Source organism: Microbacterium elymi (genome assembly GCF_021582895.2).
GTDB lineage: Bacteria > Actinomycetota > Actinomycetes > Actinomycetales > Microbacteriaceae > Microbacterium > Microbacterium humicola.
Window position 1 is genome coordinate 2,812,728 of the sequence record NZ_CP091139.2, and the last position, 22,436, is coordinate 2,835,163.

General features: G+C 70.3%; 11 protein-coding genes and 7 pseudogenes. 16 read left to right on the forward strand and 2 right to left on the reverse strand.

Annotated features, from left to right (window positions below):
- Positions 1–41 precede the first annotated feature (41 nt).
- The 10 genes and pseudogenes from L2X98_RS15355 (at position 42) to mqo (ending at position 13,206) form a co-directional block, all read left to right on the forward strand.
- A pseudogene (locus tag L2X98_RS15355) lies at positions 42–820 on the forward strand (acetate/propionate family kinase).
- Positions 817–1,212: a hypothetical protein gene (locus L2X98_RS15360; RefSeq protein WP_259613352.1), complete on the forward strand. Its 396-nt coding sequence runs from the start codon at positions 817–819 to the stop codon at positions 1,210–1,212. Before L2X98_RS15355 ends, L2X98_RS15360 begins: the two are co-directional and overlap by 4 nt.
- Before the next feature lie 30 nt (positions 1,213–1,242).
- Positions 1,243–2,001 (forward strand): annotated as a pseudogene (locus tag L2X98_RS15365) (HAD family hydrolase).
- A gap of 34 nt (positions 2,002–2,035) precedes the next feature.
- Positions 2,036–4,564: a glycoside hydrolase family 65 protein gene (locus L2X98_RS15370; RefSeq protein WP_259611501.1), complete on the forward strand. Its 2,529-nt coding sequence runs from the start codon at positions 2,036–2,038 to the stop codon at positions 4,562–4,564.
- 472 nt (positions 4,565–5,036) lie between these two features.
- Positions 5,037–7,368 (forward strand): annotated as a pseudogene (locus L2X98_RS22465) (DNA polymerase III subunit gamma and tau).
- A gap of 1 nt (position 7,369) precedes the next feature.
- Positions 7,370–7,964, forward strand: a pseudogene (gene recR / locus L2X98_RS15385) (recombination mediator RecR).
- Positions 7,965–7,974: 10 nt separating this feature from the next.
- Complete coding sequence (locus L2X98_RS15390) at positions 7,975–9,048, forward strand: DMT family transporter (RefSeq protein WP_259611503.1); 1,074 nt, start codon at positions 7,975–7,977, stop codon at positions 9,046–9,048.
- Positions 9,049–9,155: 107 nt separating this feature from the next.
- Positions 9,156–10,459, forward strand: a pseudogene (locus L2X98_RS15395) (aspartate kinase).
- Between the two features lie 168 nt (positions 10,460–10,627).
- Positions 10,628–11,753, forward strand: a pseudogene (locus L2X98_RS15400) (aspartate-semialdehyde dehydrogenase).
- Positions 11,754–11,845: 92 nt separating this feature from the next.
- Positions 11,846–13,206: pseudogene (gene mqo / locus L2X98_RS15405) on the forward strand (malate dehydrogenase (quinone)).
- A 191-nt stretch (positions 13,207–13,397) separates the two neighbouring features.
- Here the strand turns inward: mqo and L2X98_RS15410 are convergent.
- On the reverse strand, positions 13,398–13,988 hold the full coding sequence (locus tag L2X98_RS15410) for a hypothetical protein (RefSeq protein WP_259611504.1): 591 nt from the start codon (positions 13,986–13,988) through the stop codon (positions 13,398–13,400).
- Positions 13,989–14,087: 99 nt separating this feature from the next.
- On the opposite strand from L2X98_RS15410, the gene L2X98_RS15415 reads away from it, so the two are divergent.
- From L2X98_RS15415 to L2X98_RS15440, 6 genes are all read left to right on the forward strand, one after another.
- Entirely contained in the window at positions 14,088–15,770 is a 1,683-nt protein-coding gene (locus L2X98_RS15415; protein WP_259611505.1) for a hypothetical protein, read from the forward strand.
- 102 nt (positions 15,771–15,872) lie between these two features.
- Entirely contained in the window at positions 15,873–17,507 is a 1,635-nt protein-coding gene (locus L2X98_RS15420; protein ID WP_259611506.1) for a hypothetical protein, read from the forward strand.
- Positions 17,446–18,840 (forward strand): isopeptide-forming domain-containing fimbrial protein, encoded by a 1,395-nt coding sequence (locus tag L2X98_RS15425; RefSeq protein ID WP_259611507.1) that lies wholly within the window; start codon positions 17,446–17,448, stop codon positions 18,838–18,840. The genes L2X98_RS15420 and L2X98_RS15425 overlap by 62 nt, the downstream gene beginning before the upstream one ends.
- 80 nt (positions 18,841–18,920) lie before the next feature.
- Entirely contained in the window at positions 18,921–19,922 is a 1,002-nt protein-coding gene (locus tag L2X98_RS15430) for a DUF5979 domain-containing protein (RefSeq protein WP_259611508.1), read from the forward strand.
- A 41-nt stretch (positions 19,923–19,963) separates the two neighbouring features.
- Complete coding sequence (locus L2X98_RS15435) at positions 19,964–20,833, forward strand: DUF5979 domain-containing protein (protein ID WP_354002825.1); 870 nt, start codon at positions 19,964–19,966, stop codon at positions 20,831–20,833.
- Between the two features lie 145 nt (positions 20,834–20,978).
- Entirely contained in the window at positions 20,979–21,521 is a 543-nt protein-coding gene (locus L2X98_RS15440) for a thymidine kinase (RefSeq protein WP_435526212.1), read from the forward strand.
- A 3-nt stretch (positions 21,522–21,524) separates the two neighbouring features.
- Here the strand turns inward: L2X98_RS15440 and L2X98_RS15445 are convergent, their stop codons facing one another.
- Positions 21,525–22,370: a DUF1295 domain-containing protein gene (locus L2X98_RS15445; RefSeq protein WP_259611510.1), complete on the reverse strand. Its 846-nt coding sequence runs from the start codon at positions 22,368–22,370 to the stop codon at positions 21,525–21,527.
- Positions 22,371–22,436 lie beyond the last annotated feature (66 nt).

Sequence of the window (22,436 nt, forward strand, 5' to 3'; positions counted from 1 at the left end):
TCAACAGCGGCTCCAGCTCGTTCAAGTATCAGCTGCTCGACATGGCCGCCGAGCGCGTGCTGGCCACCGGCCTGGTCGAGCGGATCGGCCAGTCGATGGGCGAGTGCCGGCACACCGTGCACGGCGCCCCGGGCGCACCCGGCGAGGGCGCGCCCACGATGCTCGACGCCACCTACGAGCGCGCGCTGCCGATCGCCGATCACTTCGCCGGCTTCGCGGCGATGCTGGATGCCTTCGCCGACCACGGTCCGAGCCTCGAGCAGAATCGACCCGTCGCCGTCGGGCATCGCGTGGTGCACGGCGGCGCGCGGTTCTTCGAGCCGACCCTGATCACGCCGCTGGTGGAGATCAACATCGAAGAACTGGCCGTGCTCGCCCGCTGCACAACCCGGCCAATCTCGCCGGCATCGTCGCCGCGCGCCGCGCGTTCCCGGATCTGCCGCACGTCGCCGTGTTCGACACCGCCTTCCACCAGACCCTGCCGGCACCCGCCTACACGTACGCGATCGACGCCGAGCTGGCCGCACACCACCGCATCCGCCGGTACGGCTTCCACGGCACGTCGCACAAGTTCGTCAGCGAGGCCGCGGCGGCCTTCCTCGGCCGGCCGCTCGGCGCGCTGAAGCAGATCGTGTTCCACCTCGGCAACGGTGCGTCGGTCACCGCCGTCGATGGCGGCCTTTCGGTGGAGACCTCGATGGGCTTCACCCCGCTGGAGGGGCTGGTGATGGGCACCCGGTCCGGCGACATCGACCCGGCCGCGCTGCCGAGCTGGCGCGGCGGGCACAGCTGGATGTCGATGGCCTGGACGAGCTGCTGAACAAGCGCAGCGGGCTGAAGGGGCTGAGCGGGTTCTCAGACATGCGCGACGTGCTTGCCGGTCGCGTCCGGGGGATGCGGCATCCGCCCTCGCGTTCGACGTGTACGTGCACCGGCTTGCGCACCTACGCCGGCGCGTACCTGGCACAGTTGGGCGGCGCCGATGTCATCTCATTCACCGCCGGCGTCGGCGAGAACGCGCCCGAGGTGCGCGCCGGCGCGCTGGCCACGCTCGGGTTCGCCGGCGTGCAGGTCGACGCCGAGCGCAACGGGGAGCGGGGCCGCGGCATCCGGATCATCTCGACGGATGCCTCGGCCGTGACCGTCCTCGTGGTGCCCACGAACGAAGAGCTCGAGATCGCCCGCCAGACGCTGCAGGTGACGGGCGGCTGAGGGGCCCGGGCGCTGCCCCGGCTCGTTACTCTGGAAGGAGTCGACGAAGGGCGAGCGGTGACAGATCTGCGAGCGTACGAGGCCGTCCTGTTCGATCTGGACGGGGTGCTCACCCCACGGCCGTGGTGCACATGCACGCCTGGCAGCGCCTGTTCGACGAGCTGTTCGCCGCCTGGGAGATCACCCCGCCCTACACCGATCGGGACTACTACGAGTACGTCGACGGCAAGAAGCGCTATGACGGGGTGGCCGCCCTGCGCAAGCCGATCGGTCGAGGTGCGCTGGGGGGATCCGTCCGATCCGCCGACCGCCGACACCGTGTGCGGGATCGGCAACCGCAAGAACGCGTACTTCGAGCGCGCGCTGCGCGAGGACGGCATCGCCCCGTACCCGGGGTCGCTGCGGCTGCTGGACGCGCTGCGAGACGCCGGGACCGCGGTGGCCGTGGTGTCGAGCTCGAAGAACGCCGAAGAGGTGCTGCGCACCGCCGGGATCCGCGACCGGTTCACGGTGGTCGTGGACGGGACCGTCGCCGAACGCGACGACCTGGCCTCCAAGCCCGCCCCGGACATGTTCCTGGACGCGGCGCGGATGCTGGGGGCCGAACCGGCCCGTGCGGCCGCGGTGGAGGACGCCCTCAGCGGGGTGCGCTCGGCGGCGGCCGGCGGCTTCGCGCTGGTCGTGGGCGTGGACCGCGGGGTCGGCGCGCCGGCGCTGCGCGAGGCCGGGGCGCACCTCGTGGTGACTGATCTGGGTGACCTGGTCGAATCCTCGTCCGGCGGTGCCTAGACTCGTCGAGTCCCTGTTCCCGAGAAGGACCAAGATGATCGATCGCGACCGCTTTCCCATCGACCCCTGGCGTCTCGTCGAGACGAGTTTCGACATCGACGACGCAGGGGTGACCGAGAGCCTGTTCGCCGTGGGCAACGGCTATCTCGGCCTGCGTGGAAACCACCCCGAGGGGCGGCACGCGCACGAACAGGGCACGTTCATCAACGGCTTCCACGAGACCTTCCCGATCCGGCACGCCGAGAGCGCCTACGGCTTCGCCGAGGCGGGCCAGACCATCCTGAACGCGCCCGACGCGAAGGTCATGCGCGTGTATGTGGATGACGAGCCGCTCACGTTCGACGTCGCCGACATCCGGGAGTATGAGCGCGAACTCGACTTCCGCGACGGCGTGCTGCGCCGCAGCATCCTGTGGGTCACCCCCAGCGGCAAGCACGTGCGCGTCGACTTCGACCGGATGGTGTCGTTCGAGGAGCGCCACCTGGCCATCATGAGCGTGGATGTCACGGTGCTCAACGACGACGCCCCGGTGACGGTCAGCTGCCAGATCGTGAACCGGCAGGACGGCGAGGATGTCTATGGCGGCACGCCGACGGCGCCGCGCCGCGCCGGCTTCGACCCGCGCAGGGGCGAGCGGTTCGCCGAGCGGGTGCTGCTGCCGCAGGAGTACTGGCAGGACAAGTCCCGCTCCACCCTCAGCTACAAGGTCGCCCAGTCCGGCATGACGCTCGGGGTCGTGGCCGACCACATCATCGAGACCGACAACCCGTACACGATGCGGACCCTGGTCGAGCCCGACATCGCCAAGAACGTGTTCCGTGTGCAGGCCAAGGCGGGCGTCCCCGTGCGGGTGATCAAGCTCGTCAGCTATCACACCGGTCGCAGCGGCGTGCCGGCCCGCGAGCTGGTGGACCGCTGCCGCCGGACCCTGGACCGGGCGATGGATGTCGACGTCACGACGCACTTCGAGCGTCAGCGCGCCTGGCTGGACGCGTTCTGGGAGCGCTCGGATGTGCGCATCGGCGGCCGCGACGAGCTCGAGCAGGCGGTGCGGTGGTGCCTGTTCCACCTGGCCCAGGCGGCGGCCCGCGCCGACGGCGAGGGCATCGGCGCCAAGGGCGTCACCGGTTCGGGCTACAGCGGCCACTACTTCTGGGACACCGAGATCTACATCCTCCCGTTCCTGGCGTACACGACGCCGCAATGGGCCCTGAACGCGCTGCGGATGCGGGTGGTCATGCTGCCGGCGGCGCGCCGGCGTGCGCACCAGCTGACCGAGGCCGGCGCGCTGTACCCCTGGCGGACGATCAACGGGGAAGAGGCATCCGCCTATTACGCCGCCGGCACGGCGCAGTACCACATCAACGCGGACATCTGCTTCGCGCTGGCCCGGTACGTGCGCGCGACCGGCGACATCGACTTCCTCTACCGCGACGGGGTCGACATCGCGGTGGAGACGGCCCGGCTGTGGGCCACCCTCGGGTTCTGGCGCTCGCACGATGGGTTCCAGGAGTTCCACATCCACGGCGTGACCGGCCCGGACGAATACACGACGGTCGTCAACGACAACCTGTTCACGAACGTCATGGCGCGGTTCAACCTCCGCTACGCCGCGCAGACCGTGCGCGAGATGGAGGAGCTGGACGGCGAGGTGTACCGCCGGATGGTTGATCGGCTCAAGCTCGACCCCGCGGAGCCGGATGCCTGGGACCGGGCGGCCGACTGCATGCACATCCCGTACAGCCCCCAGCTGGGCATCCACCCGCAGGACGAGGTGTTCCTGGAGAAGGAGGTGTGGGACCTGGAGCGCACGCCGGCCGCGCTGCGCCCGCTGCTGCTGCACTTCCACCCGCTGGTGATCTACCGGTACCAGGTGCTCAAGCAGGCCGACGTGGTGCTGGCGCTGTTCCTGCAGGGCGACCACTTCACCCCGGACGAGAAGCGCGCCGACTTCGAGTACTACGATCCGCTCACCACGGGCGATTCGACCCTGTCCGGCGTGACCCAGTCGATCCTGGCCGCCGAGGTCGGCTACCAGGATCTGGCGGCCGGATACTTCGAGCACGCCCTGTACGTGGACCTCGCCGACCTGCACAAGAACGCGGCGGACGGCGTGCACGTGGCCTCGGCCGGCGGCGTGTGGACCACGCTGGTGTCGGGGTTCGGCGGCATGCGCGACCACGGGGGAGTGCTGACCTTCGATCCGCGTCTGCCCAGCGACTGGAGCGACCTCGCCTACATCATCCACTGGCACGGCACGCCGCTGCACGTCACGCTGCGGCGCGAGGCGCTGCACGTGCGCGCGGGCGACGGTGTGCCGGTCGAGTTCAGCGTGCGCGGGGTCGGGTACACTGTCGATCCCGGCAGCGAGGTGGTGGCGCCGCTGGCCGACCAGGGTCCGGTGATCCCGGGACGACCGTCGCTGCGCGAGCTGATCGGCGAGCGTCGCGAGGACGGCACGCTGCTGTCGGCATCCGTCCCCACGACCGAGACCACCTCGATCCCGGTGATCAGCGGTGCCGTCCCGGTGATCGACGTGTCGGACGGCGCGCTCGGCCGCTGACCCGCGCGGGGTGGGACGGCGCGCGCGGCGCGGCGCGCAGCGCGCCGCGCTCGCCCCTCGGCTCGCGCGCGGGTGACGCTCAGCCCCTCGGTACCCGATCGTTCGGCGAGACCGGGGATACTCGGTGAGACCGGGGACATGGGACTGGGTTTCGCGGCAGATCCCTTGGTTCGGCGAGTACCGGGCCCGCCCGGTCCGTTTGGCCCGGCGCAGCGCGGCGGTGCGGGTGCTCCGGGGCTCCGACCGGCTCGGTACCCGATCGTTCGGCGAGACCGGGGATTCTCGGCGAGACCGGGGGCATGGGACCGGGTTTCGCGGCAGATCCCTCGGTTCGGCGCGGACCGGGCCCGTCGCGCGGGGTGGGATGCCGCATCCCGGCCCACTCCGCTCTCCGGGTGTCCGGGCCACACCGTAGGCTGGACGGGTGACCACCGCTCTGTATCGCCGCTACCGGCCCGAGACGTTCGCGGAGATGATTGGCCAGGCCCAGGTCACCGAGCCGCTGATGACCGCGCTGCGCGGTGATCGGATCGGCCACGCGTACCTCTTCTCCGGCCCGCGCGGCTGCGGGAAGACGACGTCGGCGCGCATCCTGGCCCGGTGTCTGAACTGCGCCGCCGGTCCCACCGACACCCCGTGCGGGACGTGCGACAGCTGCGTCGAGCTCGGTCGCGGCGGGGGCGGATCGCTGGACGTCGTCGAGATCGACGCGGCCTCGCACAACGGCGTCGACGACGCCCGCGACCTGCGCGAGCGGGCGGTGTTCGCGCCCGCGCGCGACCGGTTCAAGATCTTCATCCTCGACGAGGCGCACATGGTGACGCCGCAGGGGTTCAATGCGCTGCTCAAGCTGGTGGAGGAGCCGCCCGACCACGTCAAGTTCATCTTCGCGACCACCGAGCCCGAGAAGGTCATCGGCACGATCCGGTCGCGCACGCACCACTACCCGTTCCGGTTGGTCGCACCGGCGGCGATGCTCGACTACGTCGAGCAGCTGTGCACGCAGGAGGGCGTGAGCGTCGAACCGGGTGTGCTGCCGCTGGTGGTCCGCGCGGGCGGCGGCTCGCCGCGAGACACGCTGTCGGTCCTCGACCAGCTGATCGCGGGCTCCGAGGACGGCGCCGTCACCTCGGCGCGGGCTGTCGCGCTGCTCGGCTACACGCCGGCCGAGCTGCTGGACGAGGTGGTGGACGCGTTCGCCGCCGGCGACGCGGCCGCCGCGTTCGCCGCGGTGGACCGGGTGGTGCAGACGGGTCAGGACCCGCGACGGTTCGTGGACGACCTGCTCGAGCGGCTGCGCGATCTGATCGTGGTGGCCGCGACCGGCGACGGGGCCTCGAACGTCCTGCACGGCGTGCCCGCCGAAGAACTCGAGCGGATGTCGCGCCAGGCCGTCACGTTCGGCGCCGAACGGCTCTCGCGCATCGCCGACATCGTGGTGGGGGCGCTGGACGAGATGAGCGGCGCCACCTCGCCGCGCCTGCAGCTCGAGCTGATGATCGCCCGTGTCCTGGCGCGCGCCGCGGCGCCGGCGCCCGCCTCGGGCGCGGAGCAGGCGCCCGCCCCGGGCGCGGAGCAGGCGCCCCGGGCCGAGATGCCGCAAGCCGGCCGCTTCCGCGCCTGCTCCGACTGCACAGCGGGCGGAACGGGCCGAGACGCCGGCGTCCGCCGCACCGGCACAGACACCTGGCACCCCAGCGCCCGCCGCACGGGCGGCTGCCACGCCGTCCGCACCTGCCGCGCCGGCGCCCGCCACGTCGGCGCCTGACACCTCGACACCGGCCCCGGTCGCCGAGCGGGCGGAGCCTGTCTCGACGCCGGCTCCCGCCACAGAATCCGCGCCGGTCGCCGCGCGCGCCGAAACGCCGACGCCGGCGGCCGCGTCCACCCCGGAACCCGCCGGTCCCGTCACCCTGGAGCGCGTCCAGCAGGCGTGGCCCGAGATCCTCGGACGACTCGAAGGCGCCAACCGCGGATCGTGGCTCATCGCGACCGCCGCCACGGTGGTGGACGTCGCCGGCGACGTGCTCACTCTGACATTCGCCAGCGCATCCGACGTCGCGAAGTTCAAGAAGCTGCAGGCCGGCGCCGGACCCAGCGAAGACCTGCGCCAGGCCATCCAGTCCGTCCTCGGCATCCGGGTGAAGTACATCGCCCGGCACGCCGGAGGACCGGGCGGCGGGCCAGGCGGCGCCGGGCCCGATGGGCCCGGCCCAGGCCCCGGATCCGGCGGTCCGTCCGCCGACGAGGCGGCCGCGGCGCGTGCGCCGCAGCCGGCCGCGACCGCACCAACCCAGCCGACCGCACCGACCCAGCCGACCGGACCCGCGGCGTCATCCGCACGCGCGGCGTCATCGGCCCCGACGGAGCAGTCCGCGTCATCCGCCCCCGCCCCGCCCGCGCGCACAGAGTCACCCGCGCGCACGGCCCCGGCCTCGGCGGCGCCGGTGACCGACTGGGCCGTGGCGGCCATCCCCTCCGACCCCGGCCCGGCGCAGTTCGCCGTCGACGACGAGCCCGAGGACGCGACGCCCGCCCGCACGCGCATCGCGACGCTCGCCCCCGCCCGCGAGGGCGACATCCTGCCCGCCTCCGACATCGAGACCTCGATCGAGCCCGACGAGGACGAGCGCGAGGCCGACGAGCCGACGATCGAGGATGCGCCCGTGCCCGTCGTCGCACCGCGCCTCTCGGCGGTGCGCGATGACGGCGTCGAGCGCGTGGGCGAGGCCGTGGTCCGGCAGATCCTCGGGGCGACGTTCGTGCGCGAAGAGCCCTACGAGGCCCCGACGAGGTTCAGCTGAGATGTATGACGGAATCGTCCAGGACCTGATCGACGAGTTCGGCCGCCTGCCCGGCATCGGGCCGAAATCGGCGCAAGCGGATCACGTTCCACATCCTGCAGACCCCCGGGTTCGACGTGTCGCATCTGTCCGAGCTGCTCGGCGAGGTGCGCGAGCGGGTGCGCTTCTGCGAGATCTGCGGCAACGTCTCGGAGCAGGACCGGTGCACCATCTGCCGCGACCCGCGACGCAATCAGACCCTCATCTGCGTGGTCGAGGATGCGAAGGATGTCGCGGCCATCGAGCGCACGCGCGAGTTCCGCGGTCTGTACCACGTCCTCGGCGGATCGATCAGCCCGATCGCCGGCATCGGCCCCGACGACCTGCGGATCGCCCAGCTCATGCAGCGACTGGCCGACGGCACGGTGCAGGAGGTCATCCTGGCGACCAACCCGAACCTCGAGGGCGAGGCGACCGCGACCTACCTGTCGCGGCCGCTGCACACCCTGCAGATCACCGTGACCCGGCTCGCGTCCGGCCTCCCCGTGGGCGGCGACCTGGAGTACGCGGACGAGGTGACTCTGGGCCGCGCGTTCGAGGGTCGCAGGTCCGTGTGACAATGCACGAGTGAGTGCAAAGGGCTGGTGGCTGTTCGCCGCCATGGCGGTGCTGTGGGGCGTGCCGTATCTGTTCATCAGCGAGGCGGTCAGCTCGTTCTCGCCCGCCGCCGTCGTGAGCGGCCGCACGCTCGTGGGGGCGCTCCTGCTGCTGCCGATCGCGCTGCGTCGCAAGGCACTGAGACCCGCCCTGCGCAAGTGGCCGTGGGTGCTCGCGTTCGGCGCCGTCGAGATGGGCGGCCCGTTCTTCCTGCTCAGCCACGCCGAGCAGACCATCCCGTCCGGCCTGACCGGTCTGCTGGTGGCCACGGTCCCGCTGTGGGCGACGATCATCGGGTTCGTGGTGGGCAGTCATCGCGACATCCGCCTGTTGAAGATCGTCGGGCTGCTGGTCGGCTTCGGCGGCGTGACGGTGATCGTCGCCGGCCAGGGGCTGGTGGTGACGGATGCCGCATCCGCCCTGGTCGCCGTCTCCGAGGTGCTGCTGACCGCCGTCCTGTACGCGATCGCACCGTTCATCATCGCGGCCAAGCTCGGCGACGTGCCGTCCCTCGGCTCGATCACGCTCGCGCTGTTCGCGATCGGGATCGTCTACCTGCCGATCGCGCTGCTCACCCAGCACGAGGTTCCCACCGTGCGCAGCACCGTGGCGCTGGGCGCCCTCGCCGTCCTGTGCACGGCGATCGCGTTCATCGTGTTCTTCGCGCTCATCGCCGAGGTCGGGCCGGTCACCGCACCGCTGTTCACCTACGTGAATCCGTTCGTGGCGATCACGCTCGGGATCATCGTGCTCGGCGAGCAGCTGACGCCGGGGCTGCTGATCGGGTTTCCGCTCGTCCTGCTGGGATGCTGGCTGGCCGCCACCGGCGGACGAGCCCGTCGCGTCCGGACGGCGGCCGTCTCCGGCGTCGAGGCTGCCGGCACCCCCGACGCCGACATCGGCGTCGCTGTGGCCCCCACCGACCCCGCCGCCGTCGTCCCCGGCGCCGTCGTGTCCGAGACGGTGGTCCCCGGCGCAGCGCCGACCGAGAACACCGATTCCGCCTCCCACGCGACGCGCACAGATCCCCGCCCGCGCACCTGACCCGCCGACACATGGCCGGGCCGGTATGGCCCGATCCGTAAACTGGACGGCGGACGCGGGATCCGCGTCCCGCGCACGCAGCGTGCCGCATCCGGGAGTCCCCACATATGGCGCTGATCGTCCAGAAGTACGGCGGGTCCTCCGTCGCGAACGCCGAGAGCATCAAGCGGGTCGCGAAACGCATCGTGGACGCACGCCGCGCCGGGCACGACGTCGTGGTGGCGGTCAGTGCGATGGGCGACACCACGGACGAGCTCCTCGAACTGGCCTCCGAGGTCGCCCCGATCCCCGCGCCGCGCGAACTGGACATGCTGCTGTCGAGCGGAGAGCGCATCTCCATGGCGCTGCTGGCGATGGCGATCCACTCGATGGGCTTCGAGGCGCGCTCGTTCACCGGCAGCCAGGCGGGCATGATCACCGACGCCCGGCACGGCGCGGCCCGGATCGTCGACGTCACCCCGATCCGGCTTGCGCGAGGCGCTGGACGAGGGCGCCATCGTGATCGTCGCCGGCTTCCAGGGCTTCAACCGCGACACCCGCGACATCACCACGCTCGGCCGCGGCGGGTCCGACACGACTGCCGTCGCCCTCGCGGCCGCGCTGGAGGCCGACGTCTGCGAGATCTACAGCGACGTCGACGGCATCTTCACCGCCGACCCGCGGGTCGTGCCGAAGGCGCGCAAGCTCGACGTCATCTCCAGCGAGGAGATGCTCGAGCTGGCCGCCAACGGGGCCAAGGTCCTTTATATCCGCGCGGTGGAATACGCCCGCCGGCATGGCGTGCTGATCCACGCCCGGTCCACGTTCAGCTCGGCCGAAGGCACTCTCGTCATCGACGAGACGCGTCGCGCAGACCTGTCCGCCACGTTCCCGCAGATCCAGGGAGAGCACATGGAAGAGCCCGTCGTCGCCGGCGTCGCCACCGACCTCAGCCAGGCGAAGATCACCGTCATCGCGGTCCCGGACGTCCCGGGCAAGGCGGCGGAGATCTTCAAGATCGTCGCCCGCTCGGGTGCGAACGTCGACATGATCGTGCAGAACACCTCCGCGGCCACCACCGGTCGCACCGACATCTCGTTCACCGTCCCCAAGGCCGACGCCTCCACCGCGCTGCGGGCGCTGGCCGCGCATCAGGACGACGTGGGCTTCGGCAACCTCATCCACGACGACCAGATCGGCAAGCTGTCCGTCGTCGGGGCGGGCATGCGCACGAACTCCGGGGTGTCGGCGACGCTGTTCGAGGCCCTGTCGGTGGCCGGCATCAACATCGAGATGATCTCCACCTCCGAGATCCGCATCTCGGTCGTGCCTGCGCGGCGACGATCTGGCCGACGCCGCCCGCGCCGTGCACACCGCGTTCGGCCTCGACGGCGAGACGGATGCCACGGTCCACGCCGGCACCGGGCGCTGAGACGCTTTCGCACCCCGTCCGGGGCGGGCTCGCGACGCCCGGGCGCACCGCGGGCCGCGCCCGGGTAGAATCGGCGAAACCCCGCGACGCCGCATCCCGAATCGCTCGGTGCGTGAAAACACCCTGCGATCCGCAGGACGGGCGCGCCCGTTCACCGAGGACTGTGCCATGACCCGTATCTCTGATTCAGGACTGAACATCGCCGTCGTCGGCGCCACCGGCCAGGTCGGCACCGTGATGCGCGAGATCCTCGCCGAGCGCTCCTTCCCGATCCGCGAACTGCGCCTGCTGGCCACCGCCCGCTCGGCCGGCACCGCCGTCGACTTCGGCGGGCAGACGGTGATCATCGAGGACGTCGCGACCGCCGATCCGAGCGGCGTGGACATCGCCCTGTTCTCGGCCGGTGCGACCGGCAGCCGTGCGCATGCGCCCCGCTTCGCCGCGGCCGGCGCGCTGGTGATCGACAACTCCAGCGCGTGGCGCATGGATCCCGATGTGCCCCTGGTCGTCAGCGAGGTCAACCCGCACGCCATCGACCAGGCCCGCAAGGGGATCGTCGCCAACCCCAACTGCACGACGATGGCTGCGATGCCGGTGCTGAAGGCGCTGGATGCCGAGGCCGGCCTGGAGCGGCTGATCGTCAGCACCTACCAGGCCGTGTCGGGGTCGGGGCTCGCCGGGGCCCGGAAGCTGCTGGGCCAGATGGAGGCCGCCCTCGCCCAGGACGCGGCGATCGGGCTGGTGCACGATGGCGGCGCGGTCGACTTCCCGCAAGCCCGAGCAGTACATCGCCCCCATCGCGTTCGACGTGATCCCCTTCGCCGGCAACCTCGTCGACGACGGCGACAACGAGACCGATGAAGAGAAGAAGCTGCGCAACGAGAGCCGCAAGATCCTCGAGCTGCCCGACCTGCGCGTGGCCGGCACCTGCGTGCGCGTCCCCGTCTTCACCGGGCACTCGCTGTCCATCCATGCCGAGTTCGCCCGTGACATCACCCCCGATCGTGCCCGCGAGGTGCTGGATGCCGCCCCCGGCGTGGTGCTGGAGGAGGTCCCGACTCCGCTGTACGCGGCCGGCAAGGACCCGAGCTTCGTCGGGCGCATCCGCGCCGACCAGTCCGCTCCCGAGGGCAGAGGCCTCGTGCTGTTCATCAGCAACGACAACCTGCGCAAGGGTGCGGCGCTGAACGCGGTGCAGATCGCCGAGGTCGTCGCCGCGCAACGCGCAAGCCGTCGCCTGACCGCGTGCACGGGCCGGTCAGGCCGGCGAACTAGACTGGGGGATTGTGACTGAAACCGTCGATGTCGTTCTGATCGGTGGGGGCATCATGAGTGCCACCCTCGGGACCTTCCTGCACGAGCTCCGAGCCGGACTGGAAGATCACCGTGATCGAGCGACTCAGCGACGTCGCACAGGAGAGCTCCAACGCCTGGAACAACGCGGGCACCGGCCATGCGGCGCTGTGCGAGCTGAATTACACCCCGGAATCGCCCGACGGCTCCGTCGAGATCGACAAGGCCATCTCGATCAACGAGCAGTTCCAGCTGTCCCGCCAGTTCTGGTCGAGCCTGGTCGAAAAGGGCGTGATCAACGAGCCGGACACGTTCATCAACGCCATCCCGCACATGACGTTCGTGCGCGGCGAGACGAACGTCGCCTACCTGAAGAAGCGGTACGAGAAGCTCGTGCAGCAGGTGCTGTTCGCCGACATGGAGTACAGCGAGGACTCGCGCGTCATCAACACCTGGGCGCCGCTGCTCATGCAGCGCCGGCTCAAGGCCGACGAGCCGTTCGCCGCGACCCGCGTCGTCGGAGGCACCGACGTCGACTTCGGTGCGCTGACCCGGCAGCTGTTCGATCACCTGCGCTCCGAGGGCGTGCAGGTGCGCACCGACACCGAGGTGCGCAACCTGAAGCGCAGCGCGACGGGACCTGGCAGGTCAAGTACCGCCGCACGATCGGCCGCGCGCCCGGACGGGTGAACGCCCGCTTCGTGTTCGTCGGGGCCGGTGGCTGGGCGCTCAAGATGCTGCAGCGCTCCGGCATCCCCGAGGTCAAGGGATACGGCTGCTTCCCGATCGGCGGCCAGTGGCTGATGAGCAGCAAGCCCGAGATCGTCTCGCAGCACCACGCGAAGGTGTACTCCAAGGCGACGGTGGGCGCCCCGCCCATGTCGGTGCCGCACCTGGACACGCGGGTGGTCGACGGCGAGGCATCCGTCCTGTTCGGGCCGTTCGCGACGTTCAGCCCGAAGTTCCTGAAGAACGGGTCGATGTGGGACATCGTCACCCAGGTGCGCTTCTCCAACCTGCTGAGCATGCTCAAGGTCGCGTTCACGAACGTCGACCTGATCCGCTACCTGGTCGGCGAGCTCGTCAAGAACCACCACCGCAAGGTGAATGACCTGCGCGAGCTGATGCCGTCTGCTGAAGACGGCGACTGGACCCTGCTCGCAGGCCGGTCAGCGCGCCCAGGTGATGCACGAGGGCAGCTGAAGTTCGGGACCGAGGTCGTCTCGCATGCGGACGGCTCGATCGCGGGTCTGCTCGGCGCCTCGCCCGGTGCATCCACCGCGGTGCCGATCATGCTGAACCTGATGAAGACCTGCTTCCCCGAGCAGTTCCCCTCGTGGGAGCCGAAGCTGCGCCGGCTGATCCCGACCTACGGTCAGCAGCTGAACCCGCAGCCGGAACTGGCGCGCGCGACGCTCAGCGAGACTGCACAGGACCTGCAGCTGACGGTCTGACCGTCGAATGCACCCTCACCCCATGTGGGCGAGGGGGGTTGATCCTCCCGGCGGATCGTGATGAGAATCCTATGAAAGCGTTCTTATCGCGATCGGAGAGTCATGCGCGCGTCGACGAGGGGAAGTCGGATTCGCTGGGGCGCGACGATCGCGGCGGTGGCCGCTCTGATCATGACCGCCGGTCTGCCGGCTCAGGCCGTCGAGACGACGCCCGCCCCGTCCGACACCGCGTCCGCCAGTCCTGACGCGCGAGCGGCGACGCCCACCCCGGATCCCACCGACACCGCCTCGCCCACGGCGACTCCGACGCCCACGACTCCGACGCCCACGGCGACGCCGACCACGGCACCGACGTCACTGCCGGACGTCACCGACTCGCCTTCGCCCGACCCCACCGCATCGCCGTCCCCGGATCCGACTCCCTCGCCGACGCCGACCTCCTCGCCGACGCCGACCTCCTCGCCCACGCCGTCTCCGACCGCCAACCCGGCTCCGACCGAGAAGGCCACGCCCTCGCCGTCGCCGTCAGCGACATCCAAGCCCCGCACCGCACCGCGGTCCCTGCTGCGGGAGTTCGCCCCGCAGATCGCGCCGGGCGCCACGCCGACGGCGTCGATGTCGATCCAGAAGGCCGTCAGCGACACGGCGGTCGTGCCGGGCCAGACGTTCGTGTACACGCTGCAGTTCCAGTGCACCGCCGGAACGGTCAACGGGTGCATCGGGGCCGTGCTCGATGACCCGATGCCGCAGTACATCAGCATCGCCGGCACGCCGACCGTCACCGGGACCGCCAACTACACCGATGGCTCCACGGCGACCGAGCTGAGGCTGACCTTCACCGACGACCTCGGGGAGGGCGGCAGGGCCTCGCACCCGGCAACGTGGTCACTGTCCAGGTGCCGGTGCGCGTGGACGACGATATCCCGCCTTCCGCCGACGGCACGACCCTCACCAACACCGCGACGATGACCGCGGACAACGCGACGGACAAGCAGAGCAGCGCCGCCGTCACCCTGAGCGTGCCGTCGACGCTCGGTGCCACGACGACGAAGTCGATCACGCCGGATGGCGGCCCGAATGTCGTGGGCACCGAGACGACCGCCACGGTCACCGGGACGAATTCGTCGAACGTCCCGGTCACCTCGATGGTGATCAGCGACCCCGTGCTCGATGACGACGGCAACCCCCCGGCCGCCGGGAACCCGTTCACCTACCTCGAAGTGAACCGCCTGGCCGACACCGACCCCATCACGTGGCCGGAGGGCGCCGACACGGTGCAGGTCCGCGCATACGACAGCAGCACCGGGGAGTGGGTTGATGGACCGGTCGTCGACAACCCCGGCAACCCGAGTCTTCCCGCCTCTGTCGACCCCGGCGACATCACCGGCGTCCAACTCATCTTCACCTCCACGAGCGAACCGGCCATTCCGGCCGGCGCCACCGGGGGAGTCAGCGTCGTCCTCGACCAGAAGACGCTGGTGCCCGACGACGAGATTCCGCTGACCATCACCAACTTCGCAGACACGACGGTGACCGACGCCGATGGCGACGAGGCCCGGTCCGATCCGGCATCGGCCACGTACCGCATCCCCGCGAACGAGATCGATGTCACCGCCGGAAAGTCGTTCGACCCGTCAGTCGTCCATGCGGGGGATCCCAGCACCGTGACGCTGAAGGGGGGCAACGCCTCGGACGATCCGCTCGACTCGCTCACCGTCACCGAACCGGCCTCGGCCGCGCTGAATCCCCTCGCTGCAGGTGGCGGGATGACCTTCACCCAGATGGGATCCGGGGACCCGACCGACCCGGCGACCAGCGGCATCGTGTGGCCGGACTCCGCGACCTCGGCGACCATCACCTACAGCTGTGCCGGGACCCCTGCCGCACCGCTGACGACCACGACCGCCAACACCCTGCCGGCACCGCCCGCGGACTGCGATCCGGTGACGGGGTTCTCCGTGACCTTCACCGGTTCGATCAACCCCGGCGCCGAGGCGACGGTTCCGTTCGTGGTCACCACGGACACCGATCAGACGCTGGAGGAGTCCTACCACCTCAACATGGTGCGGGTCACGGGGCAGCGCGGAGCGAACACCGGGGACGACACCGCCATCGCGGTCCTCAAGACCATCGCCGACCGAATCGCCGTCGATGTCGGCAAGCGGGTCTACCCGTCCTCGATCCCTGCATACCCGGGGCAGATCGTCACCGTCCAGCTCAGCGGTCGGCTGCTGCCCTTCCCCGACTCGACCGTCGACGCCCAGCAGATCATCGTGCAGGACCCGCAGGACTTCGCGGGGGATGAGTGGTACGACTCCTTCAACCCGCAGGCCGTGACGGCCACCCCCGTCCCCGCCTGTTCGACGCTGACGGTGCAGTACACATCCGATGCGGGCGGGACCTGGGCCGATGTGCCCGGGATGGAGGCCATCCACGGAGCGACGATCTACAACGGGGTGATCCCGGATGACATCGGCGCCGCAGCGGATGGCATCCGGTTCGTCTACACCGCCGATCCCGCCGGAGCCGACTGCTCGGGGGTTTCCCGCCCGGGACGTCCGTGAGCCCGAACCTCTCCTACTCATTGGACCCGAGCGTCCCGACCGACTCCGACACGACGATCGAGAACTGCGCCGGATCCTCGGGGACCAGCGCTGTCGCGGCTGATGCGGAAGCCGGTCCCGTCTGCGACGAGGTGCAAGCTGTTCCCGGTCGACCCGGACGGCATCGATCCCATCGCGAAAGCCTGGGACAAGGACACCGTGACGGCTCGCTCGCAGGAGCAGTCCGGGGCGACGCTGTCGTGGTCCACGAGCGGCTACAGCGGTACCGGACGCGTCGAGATCTCCGACACGCAGGACCCGGCCACCACGACGTTGGCCGACAGCGTGTTCGACACGTGGGACCTGGTGCGCATCGACCCGATCACGGGCGCCCAGGATCCATGGCTCACCTACGATCAGATCACCAAGGTCGAGCTCTTTCAGCTGCCGGCAGGCAGCACCGACCCCAGCCTGGGAACGTGGGTCGATGCCCCGGGCGACCCGTGTCCCAGCGCCTGCGACGGCACGTTCCCCGGCTACGCGCTGAACTCCGATGAACAGCGGGCGACGACGATCGGCTTTCGTCTGACCTACGTCGAAAGCCCCACGCGCGTCGATCGGCTGGGTACGCCCGGTGCTCCGCCGGTGGGCAGTGGGGTCGCGGCCTCCACGGGCAACGACCGCCACATCCACCCGGTGTTCCAGCTGCGCGACGTCCGGCGCAGTGACGACGCGGTCCCGGTCGTCGCCGACGCGGTGTACAACGTCGCCGGCGAGCCCGGCGTCGTGAGCAACACCGTCCGTGCCACCGGGTACTGGAACATCGCAGACACCGAGCCGATCCTGACGAAGACGGCCGCCGATACGATTCTGCTCCTGCACGTGCCGGTGACCGTGGACGCCACCAAGACCTGGACGGGCGGACCGCTGGGCGTTCCTGCCGAAGACGTGCCGCAGTCCGCCTACCCGACAAGTCGCGTCACGCTGACGGCGAGCAACACGACGCCGGCCAAGATCGACGAGCTGAACATCACCGACCCCGACACGAGTGATCAGGGCGGTGGCTCGTGCCTGACCAGTCCCTTCGATCAGTTCAACCTCGTCGGCTTCACGACGATCACCGCGCCGGGAGACATCGGCGCGGATGCGGTGAACGTCCACCTGTCGCCCGCACCGAACGGCGTCGCCGATTACGACCGCGCGGGCGCACTCGCCCTCACCGAAGGTGATCTGGCCGAGGTCACCGCGATGACGATCACGTACAGCGGACGGATCGATGCAGCGGCGGGAGCTGCGATTCCGACGGCAACGGTGAGCTACGACGTGAGGCTGCGCGCCGAGTCCCGCTCCGGTTCGCAGCCGCCGCAGGCCGGCAGCGCCGTGTGCAACCAGTCGCATGCCGCAGCGTCGGACATGGTTGACTTCCCGACCTACACCGAAGCCGCCGATGCCTATCGCAACGCCGACATCGATCTGGTCGCGCAGGGGATCGACGTCACCGCAGGCAAGTCCTTCGACCCCACGACGATCACCGAGCCGTCCATCGGCCCGGTGACGGTGACGTTGCGCGGACAGCCCTCGGGTCCGTCGCGAACGGTCGCGATGAACCTGGAGGACAGCGCGTCGTCGAACGCCTGCCACCTTCTTCAACCAGTACGACTTCGCCGGTCTCGCGCCGATCACCTGGGTCAACCCCGTGAATCAGGTCACTGTGGACGCCTATGTCGGCGGCACCTGGTCCGTCAACGGTGCCGGTGACCCGGTCCTGACCGGCGGACACTGGGAACTGGGCACCGTGCCGGTGGTCGCACCGGCCACCACCGTCGCGCTGCCGGCGGGCGTGACCGCAGACCAGGTGCAGGGCATCCGGTTCGACTTCAGCCGCACCGACGGCGCCAACTGGGAGAACCCGGCCACCCCGACGCAGACCGCGAAGTTCACCGTGACGCGGCGCGATACGCTGCGCACCGGCGGCCCGGTGCCGTCCGACCTCGCGGGAAGCGTCCCGGCGCCGGGAGAGACGGTGGCGGGGGACGCGACGAACACCGTCACCGCCACCGCGACCAGTTCTGACGTCGATGGCGACGGAAACCCGCTGACCGGGTCGGACGACGCCGACGCGGTGATCCACTATCGCCACGCGAACAACGCGGTGACGGTGACCAAGACGCCGGACGGCCAGACCAAGTCTCCGGGTTCCCCGTTCCCGTACACAATGACGTTCGTGAACTCAGGCAACGTCGACATCGTCGACCCGGTCATCACCGACGACTTCCCGACGGATGCCTCGGGCCCTCTGATCGAGCTGGCACCGGACCCCGGCTTTGCCTTCGCCTTCACCGGGGACGATGAGATGCCGACCGATTCGTCGGATGTCACCATCACCGAGTCGGGATCCGGGATCACGTTCGCCTTCCCCGCGGGGAGCAGCATCCCGGTCGGTGACACCTACACGATCACGTTCAATGCGGTGACCCGGGACGGGCTCGCGGCGGGCACCGCGTTCACGAACAGCGTGGACATCACCGCCGACCGGCTGTGGGACACCTGCAATGGCACGGCCGAAGATCCGGCTGTCCCGCAGTGCGGTGCGGCCGCGACCAACACCGTCATCTCGGCCGGCGCGGTCAAGGTGACCAAGCAGGTGCAGGCCGAGGGGTCGGACGAACTCGGCGTGGACATCGACCCGCTCTGGGCCCGCTCGGCGCCCCTCTGCGCAAGCCGACGCGGACGGCTTCTACTCCCGCCCGTGCATTCCGATCGCGGAGCCCGGCGGGGACATCACGTGGCGCTGGCACTTCGCCAACAGCGGCAACCTGCCCCTGGATCGGATCCTGGGCATCGACCGACTGCCCGCGCCCGGCGACCAGCTCGCCACGGCACCGCTGGAGCGCGGCAGCCAGTGGCGCCCGCTGCTGACCGGGCAGCGTCCGACGCTCGTGAGCGGTCAGGCCGGCACGCTCACCGTGTACTACACGACCGCGACGTCGGGGTGGTGCGACGGCCCATCCGTGGTGAACGATGGACTGCTCTGCCCTGCGCTGAATTGGACGGAGTGGCCGGCGGGCCAGCCGCTTCCGGTGGATCCTGACACGGTGACCGGCCTGCAGACCGAGTACCTGCCCGACAGCCCCGTGCAGCCGGCAGCCGACGTTCGACGTGGATGTGCAGATGACGGCTCCGGCGTACTCACCCGCCGACACACCGAACACGACGGCGTTCTCGGCGACCGACTCCTACGCCTTCAACACCGTCGGCACCAGCGCGCGCATCGCCGGCGGCGGACCGTACACGCTGACGACCGAGCCGCCGCGCGTCGGCGTCGGACTCGCGCACGGCGGCGTGCAGGTGGTCAAGACGCTCGACGGCGACGCTGCGGCGGAGTACGCACCCGATGCATTCCCGGTCACCCTGTCGTGCACGTCCGCCGGTCAGAATGTCCCGCTGCCGGCCGACGTGGCCGGCATGACGCTGACCCCGGACACCCCGGTGACGGTCTACGACCTGCCATACCACGCGACGTGCATACTGGCCGACGACGGCGACAGCGGTCAGACCTCGTCGGGGTCGACGACCGCGACCGTCCAGCGTGAGATCGCCGACTTCGAGACCGTGACGCTGACGAACACGTACGACTACGCCTCACTGGCGATCACGAAGGCGGTCGAGTCGATCGCGACCGATCAGGACGGCAATCCCATCCCCTACGGTCCGTTCACCGTGGAGACCACGTGTACGTTCCTGGGCGCCCCGGTGTACGCCGCCGGCTACGGTCGGCTGCGACCGATGACCGCCGACCTCAGCGACGGTCAGACCATCACCTACACCGGCCTGCCGGCCGGGGCAGCGTGCACCGTCACCGAGACCGACGACAAGGGTGCGGCATCCACGACGATCGTCACCACAGCGGGCAGCGACGATCCGGTCTCCACCGACGGCACGAGTGCGCCGATCGAGCTCGCCCCCGACACGAGCAGCACGGCGAACACCGCCGTGATCACGAACGCGTTCGACGTCGGCGCGATCAACCTGGTCAAGCAGGTCACCGGGGACGTCGCCGACGTGTACGGCGCCGGACCGTTCATCCTGGCTCTGAACTGCACCCTCGATGACGCCACCGGGTCGCGCACCGTCTGGGACGGCACCGTCACGCTCGGGGCGGAGCGCCGCTGAGCGCCCGCGTCGTGAACATCGCGGCGGGCGCGGAGTGCACCGTGGCCGAGACCGACGACGGGGGCGCCTCGACGGTCACCATCGATCCGGACGAACCGATCTCGGTCGATGCCGATCAGACCGCCACGGTGACGGTGACCAACTCGTTCGACCCGGCGGTCATCCGCGTCGACAAGCGGGTGGATGGGGACGCCGCGGCCTTCGCCCCGGACACGTTCCCGATCGCGGTCACCTGCAGCGCGGACGGCGCCGTGCTCCCCGGCTTCCCGGTGATGGTCGAGGTGACGCCGGGCACGCCGGCCGAGATCGACACGCTCTCCGGCGCCGACTGCTCCGCGATCGAGACCGACACCGGGCAGGCGACCGAGGTCACCTATGATCCGCCGGCTGCCGACGGCGACGGCTCGGGCCCGGTGGTCGCGACCGACGACCCTGACGCGCCGGCGACCATCACCGTCACCAACACCTACGGCGCGGGTGCGCTGCAGGTGCTGAAGCGGATCGACGGAACGGGGGCGTCCAGCGCGACAGGGCCGTTCGTGTTCGGAGTCGTGTGCGCGTTCAACGACGATGACGAGGCATACACCGACACGGTGACGCTGCGGAAGACGGGCACGAGCCTGGTGCTGCGCTCCGAGCTGATCGCGCCGCTGCCGGTCGGCGCCGTGTGCACCGTCAGCGAGACGGATGACGGCGGCGCGGACCAGACGCCGCCGCCGGTCACCGTCACGATCCAGTCCGCGGCGGTCGAGCAGGCGGCGGTGGCGCAGTTCGTGAACACCTTCACCGCCGCCGAGGACCTGCCGGTCACCGGCGGGCCGGGGATCGCCTGGGGCGCGCTGGCCGCGGCGGCCGTCATGATCGGGATCGGCATCCTCCTGGCCGTCCGCCGCCGCCGGCACACGGAGTAGCAGTCTCGGTCGGAGTGCGACCACCCTCCGGGTCCGTAGACTCGGCGGGTGGCCAAACTCTACTTCCGGTACGGGGCGATGAACTCCGGCAAGTCCACATCGCTCGCTGCAGGCCGCCTACAACTATGAGGAGCGCGGGCAGACCGTGCTGCTGGCCAAGCCCGAGATCGACACGAAGCACGCCGACCGCATCTCCAGCCGGCTGGGAGTCACCCGCGAGGTGGACTTCCTGATCCGTCCGGACGACGACCTGCGCGAGGTCTTCGGCCGCCACCGGGCGCGGGTGCGGCAGGATGCCGAGACCGCCCTGATCCCGACATCCACGGCAGACGTGGCCTGCCTGCTCATCGACGAGGCGCAGTTCCTGACCCGGGAGCAGGTCGACGACCTGCTGCGGATCGTCGTGCTGGACGGCGTGCCGGTGCTGGCATACGGAATCCGCACCGACTTCCAGACCCGCGCATTCCCCGGGTCGCGCCGACTGCTCGAACTCGCGCACAGCCTGGAGGAGCTGAAGACCATCTGCCGCTGCGGGCGCAAGGCGCTGTTCAACGCGCGGCTGGTCGGCGGGCGGTTCGTGTTCGAGGGCGACCAGGTCGCGATCGACGAGCTGACCGCGGACCGGGTCACGTACGAGTCGATGTGCGCGGAGTGCTACCTGCGCGAGTCGGGCGGTCGCGTCGGCTGAGGCCTATGCCCGCTCGGCGGCCCTGCCGGAGTGCCGCGGCGGCCACGGCACCAGCATCGACGTGGTCCGCTGATACTCGCGGTACGCCGGGTACTTGGCGGCCGAGATGGACTCGGTGAAGATCGTCGACCCGATGAACAGGATGCTCAGCAGTACCGCGCCGATGATCGTCGCATTCACCGCCCCGCCCCAGAATCCGGCGCCGGATGCCACGGCCGCCGTCGCTCCGAGGCCGTAGAACATCCACCACTGCAGCTGTTCGGCGAAGAAGTTCGGGTGCCGGCTGAACCGGAACAGTCCCGTCGTCGCGAAGCCCGGCTCGACGTGGCCGCCGGCCGTCTTCTTGGCCCGGTGGAAGTTCCACTGCTGCTGATCGGCGGCGAACTCGAGCGCGAGGAAGCCGAGGAACAGGACCGCGAAGATCGCGTCCGCCCCGGTCAAGGGAGCCGGATGCTGCACCGCCACGAGCGCCGGCAGGGTGATGAGCACGAGCAGCGCGTTCTGGTACAGCACGATGAACAGCAGATTGAACACCTGGAACTGCCAGGGCTTCATGCGCCCGCGCAGGATCGCCCAGCGGTAGTCCTCCATGCCGGTGTAGCCGCCTCGGCGGGCGAAGTTGAAGGTGAGGCGGGTGCCCCACAGCGTGACCAGGACCGCCATGAGCACCGCACGGGCCGCATCGGACCCGCTCGCCAGGGCGGCGCCGGCGAAGATCCAGGCATAGACGACGGGGACGATCGACCAGAGCCGATCCACCCAGGAGGTGTCGCGGGTGATCAGCGAGGCGATCCAGCAGAACGCGCACACTGCGCCCGCCACGATGAGGACGATGCCGAGGGGAACCACGTGCTCAGACTAGCGGCGCGACCCCGCCCTTGCGTGGTCAGACCACACAGGGATAGAGTGGTCTGA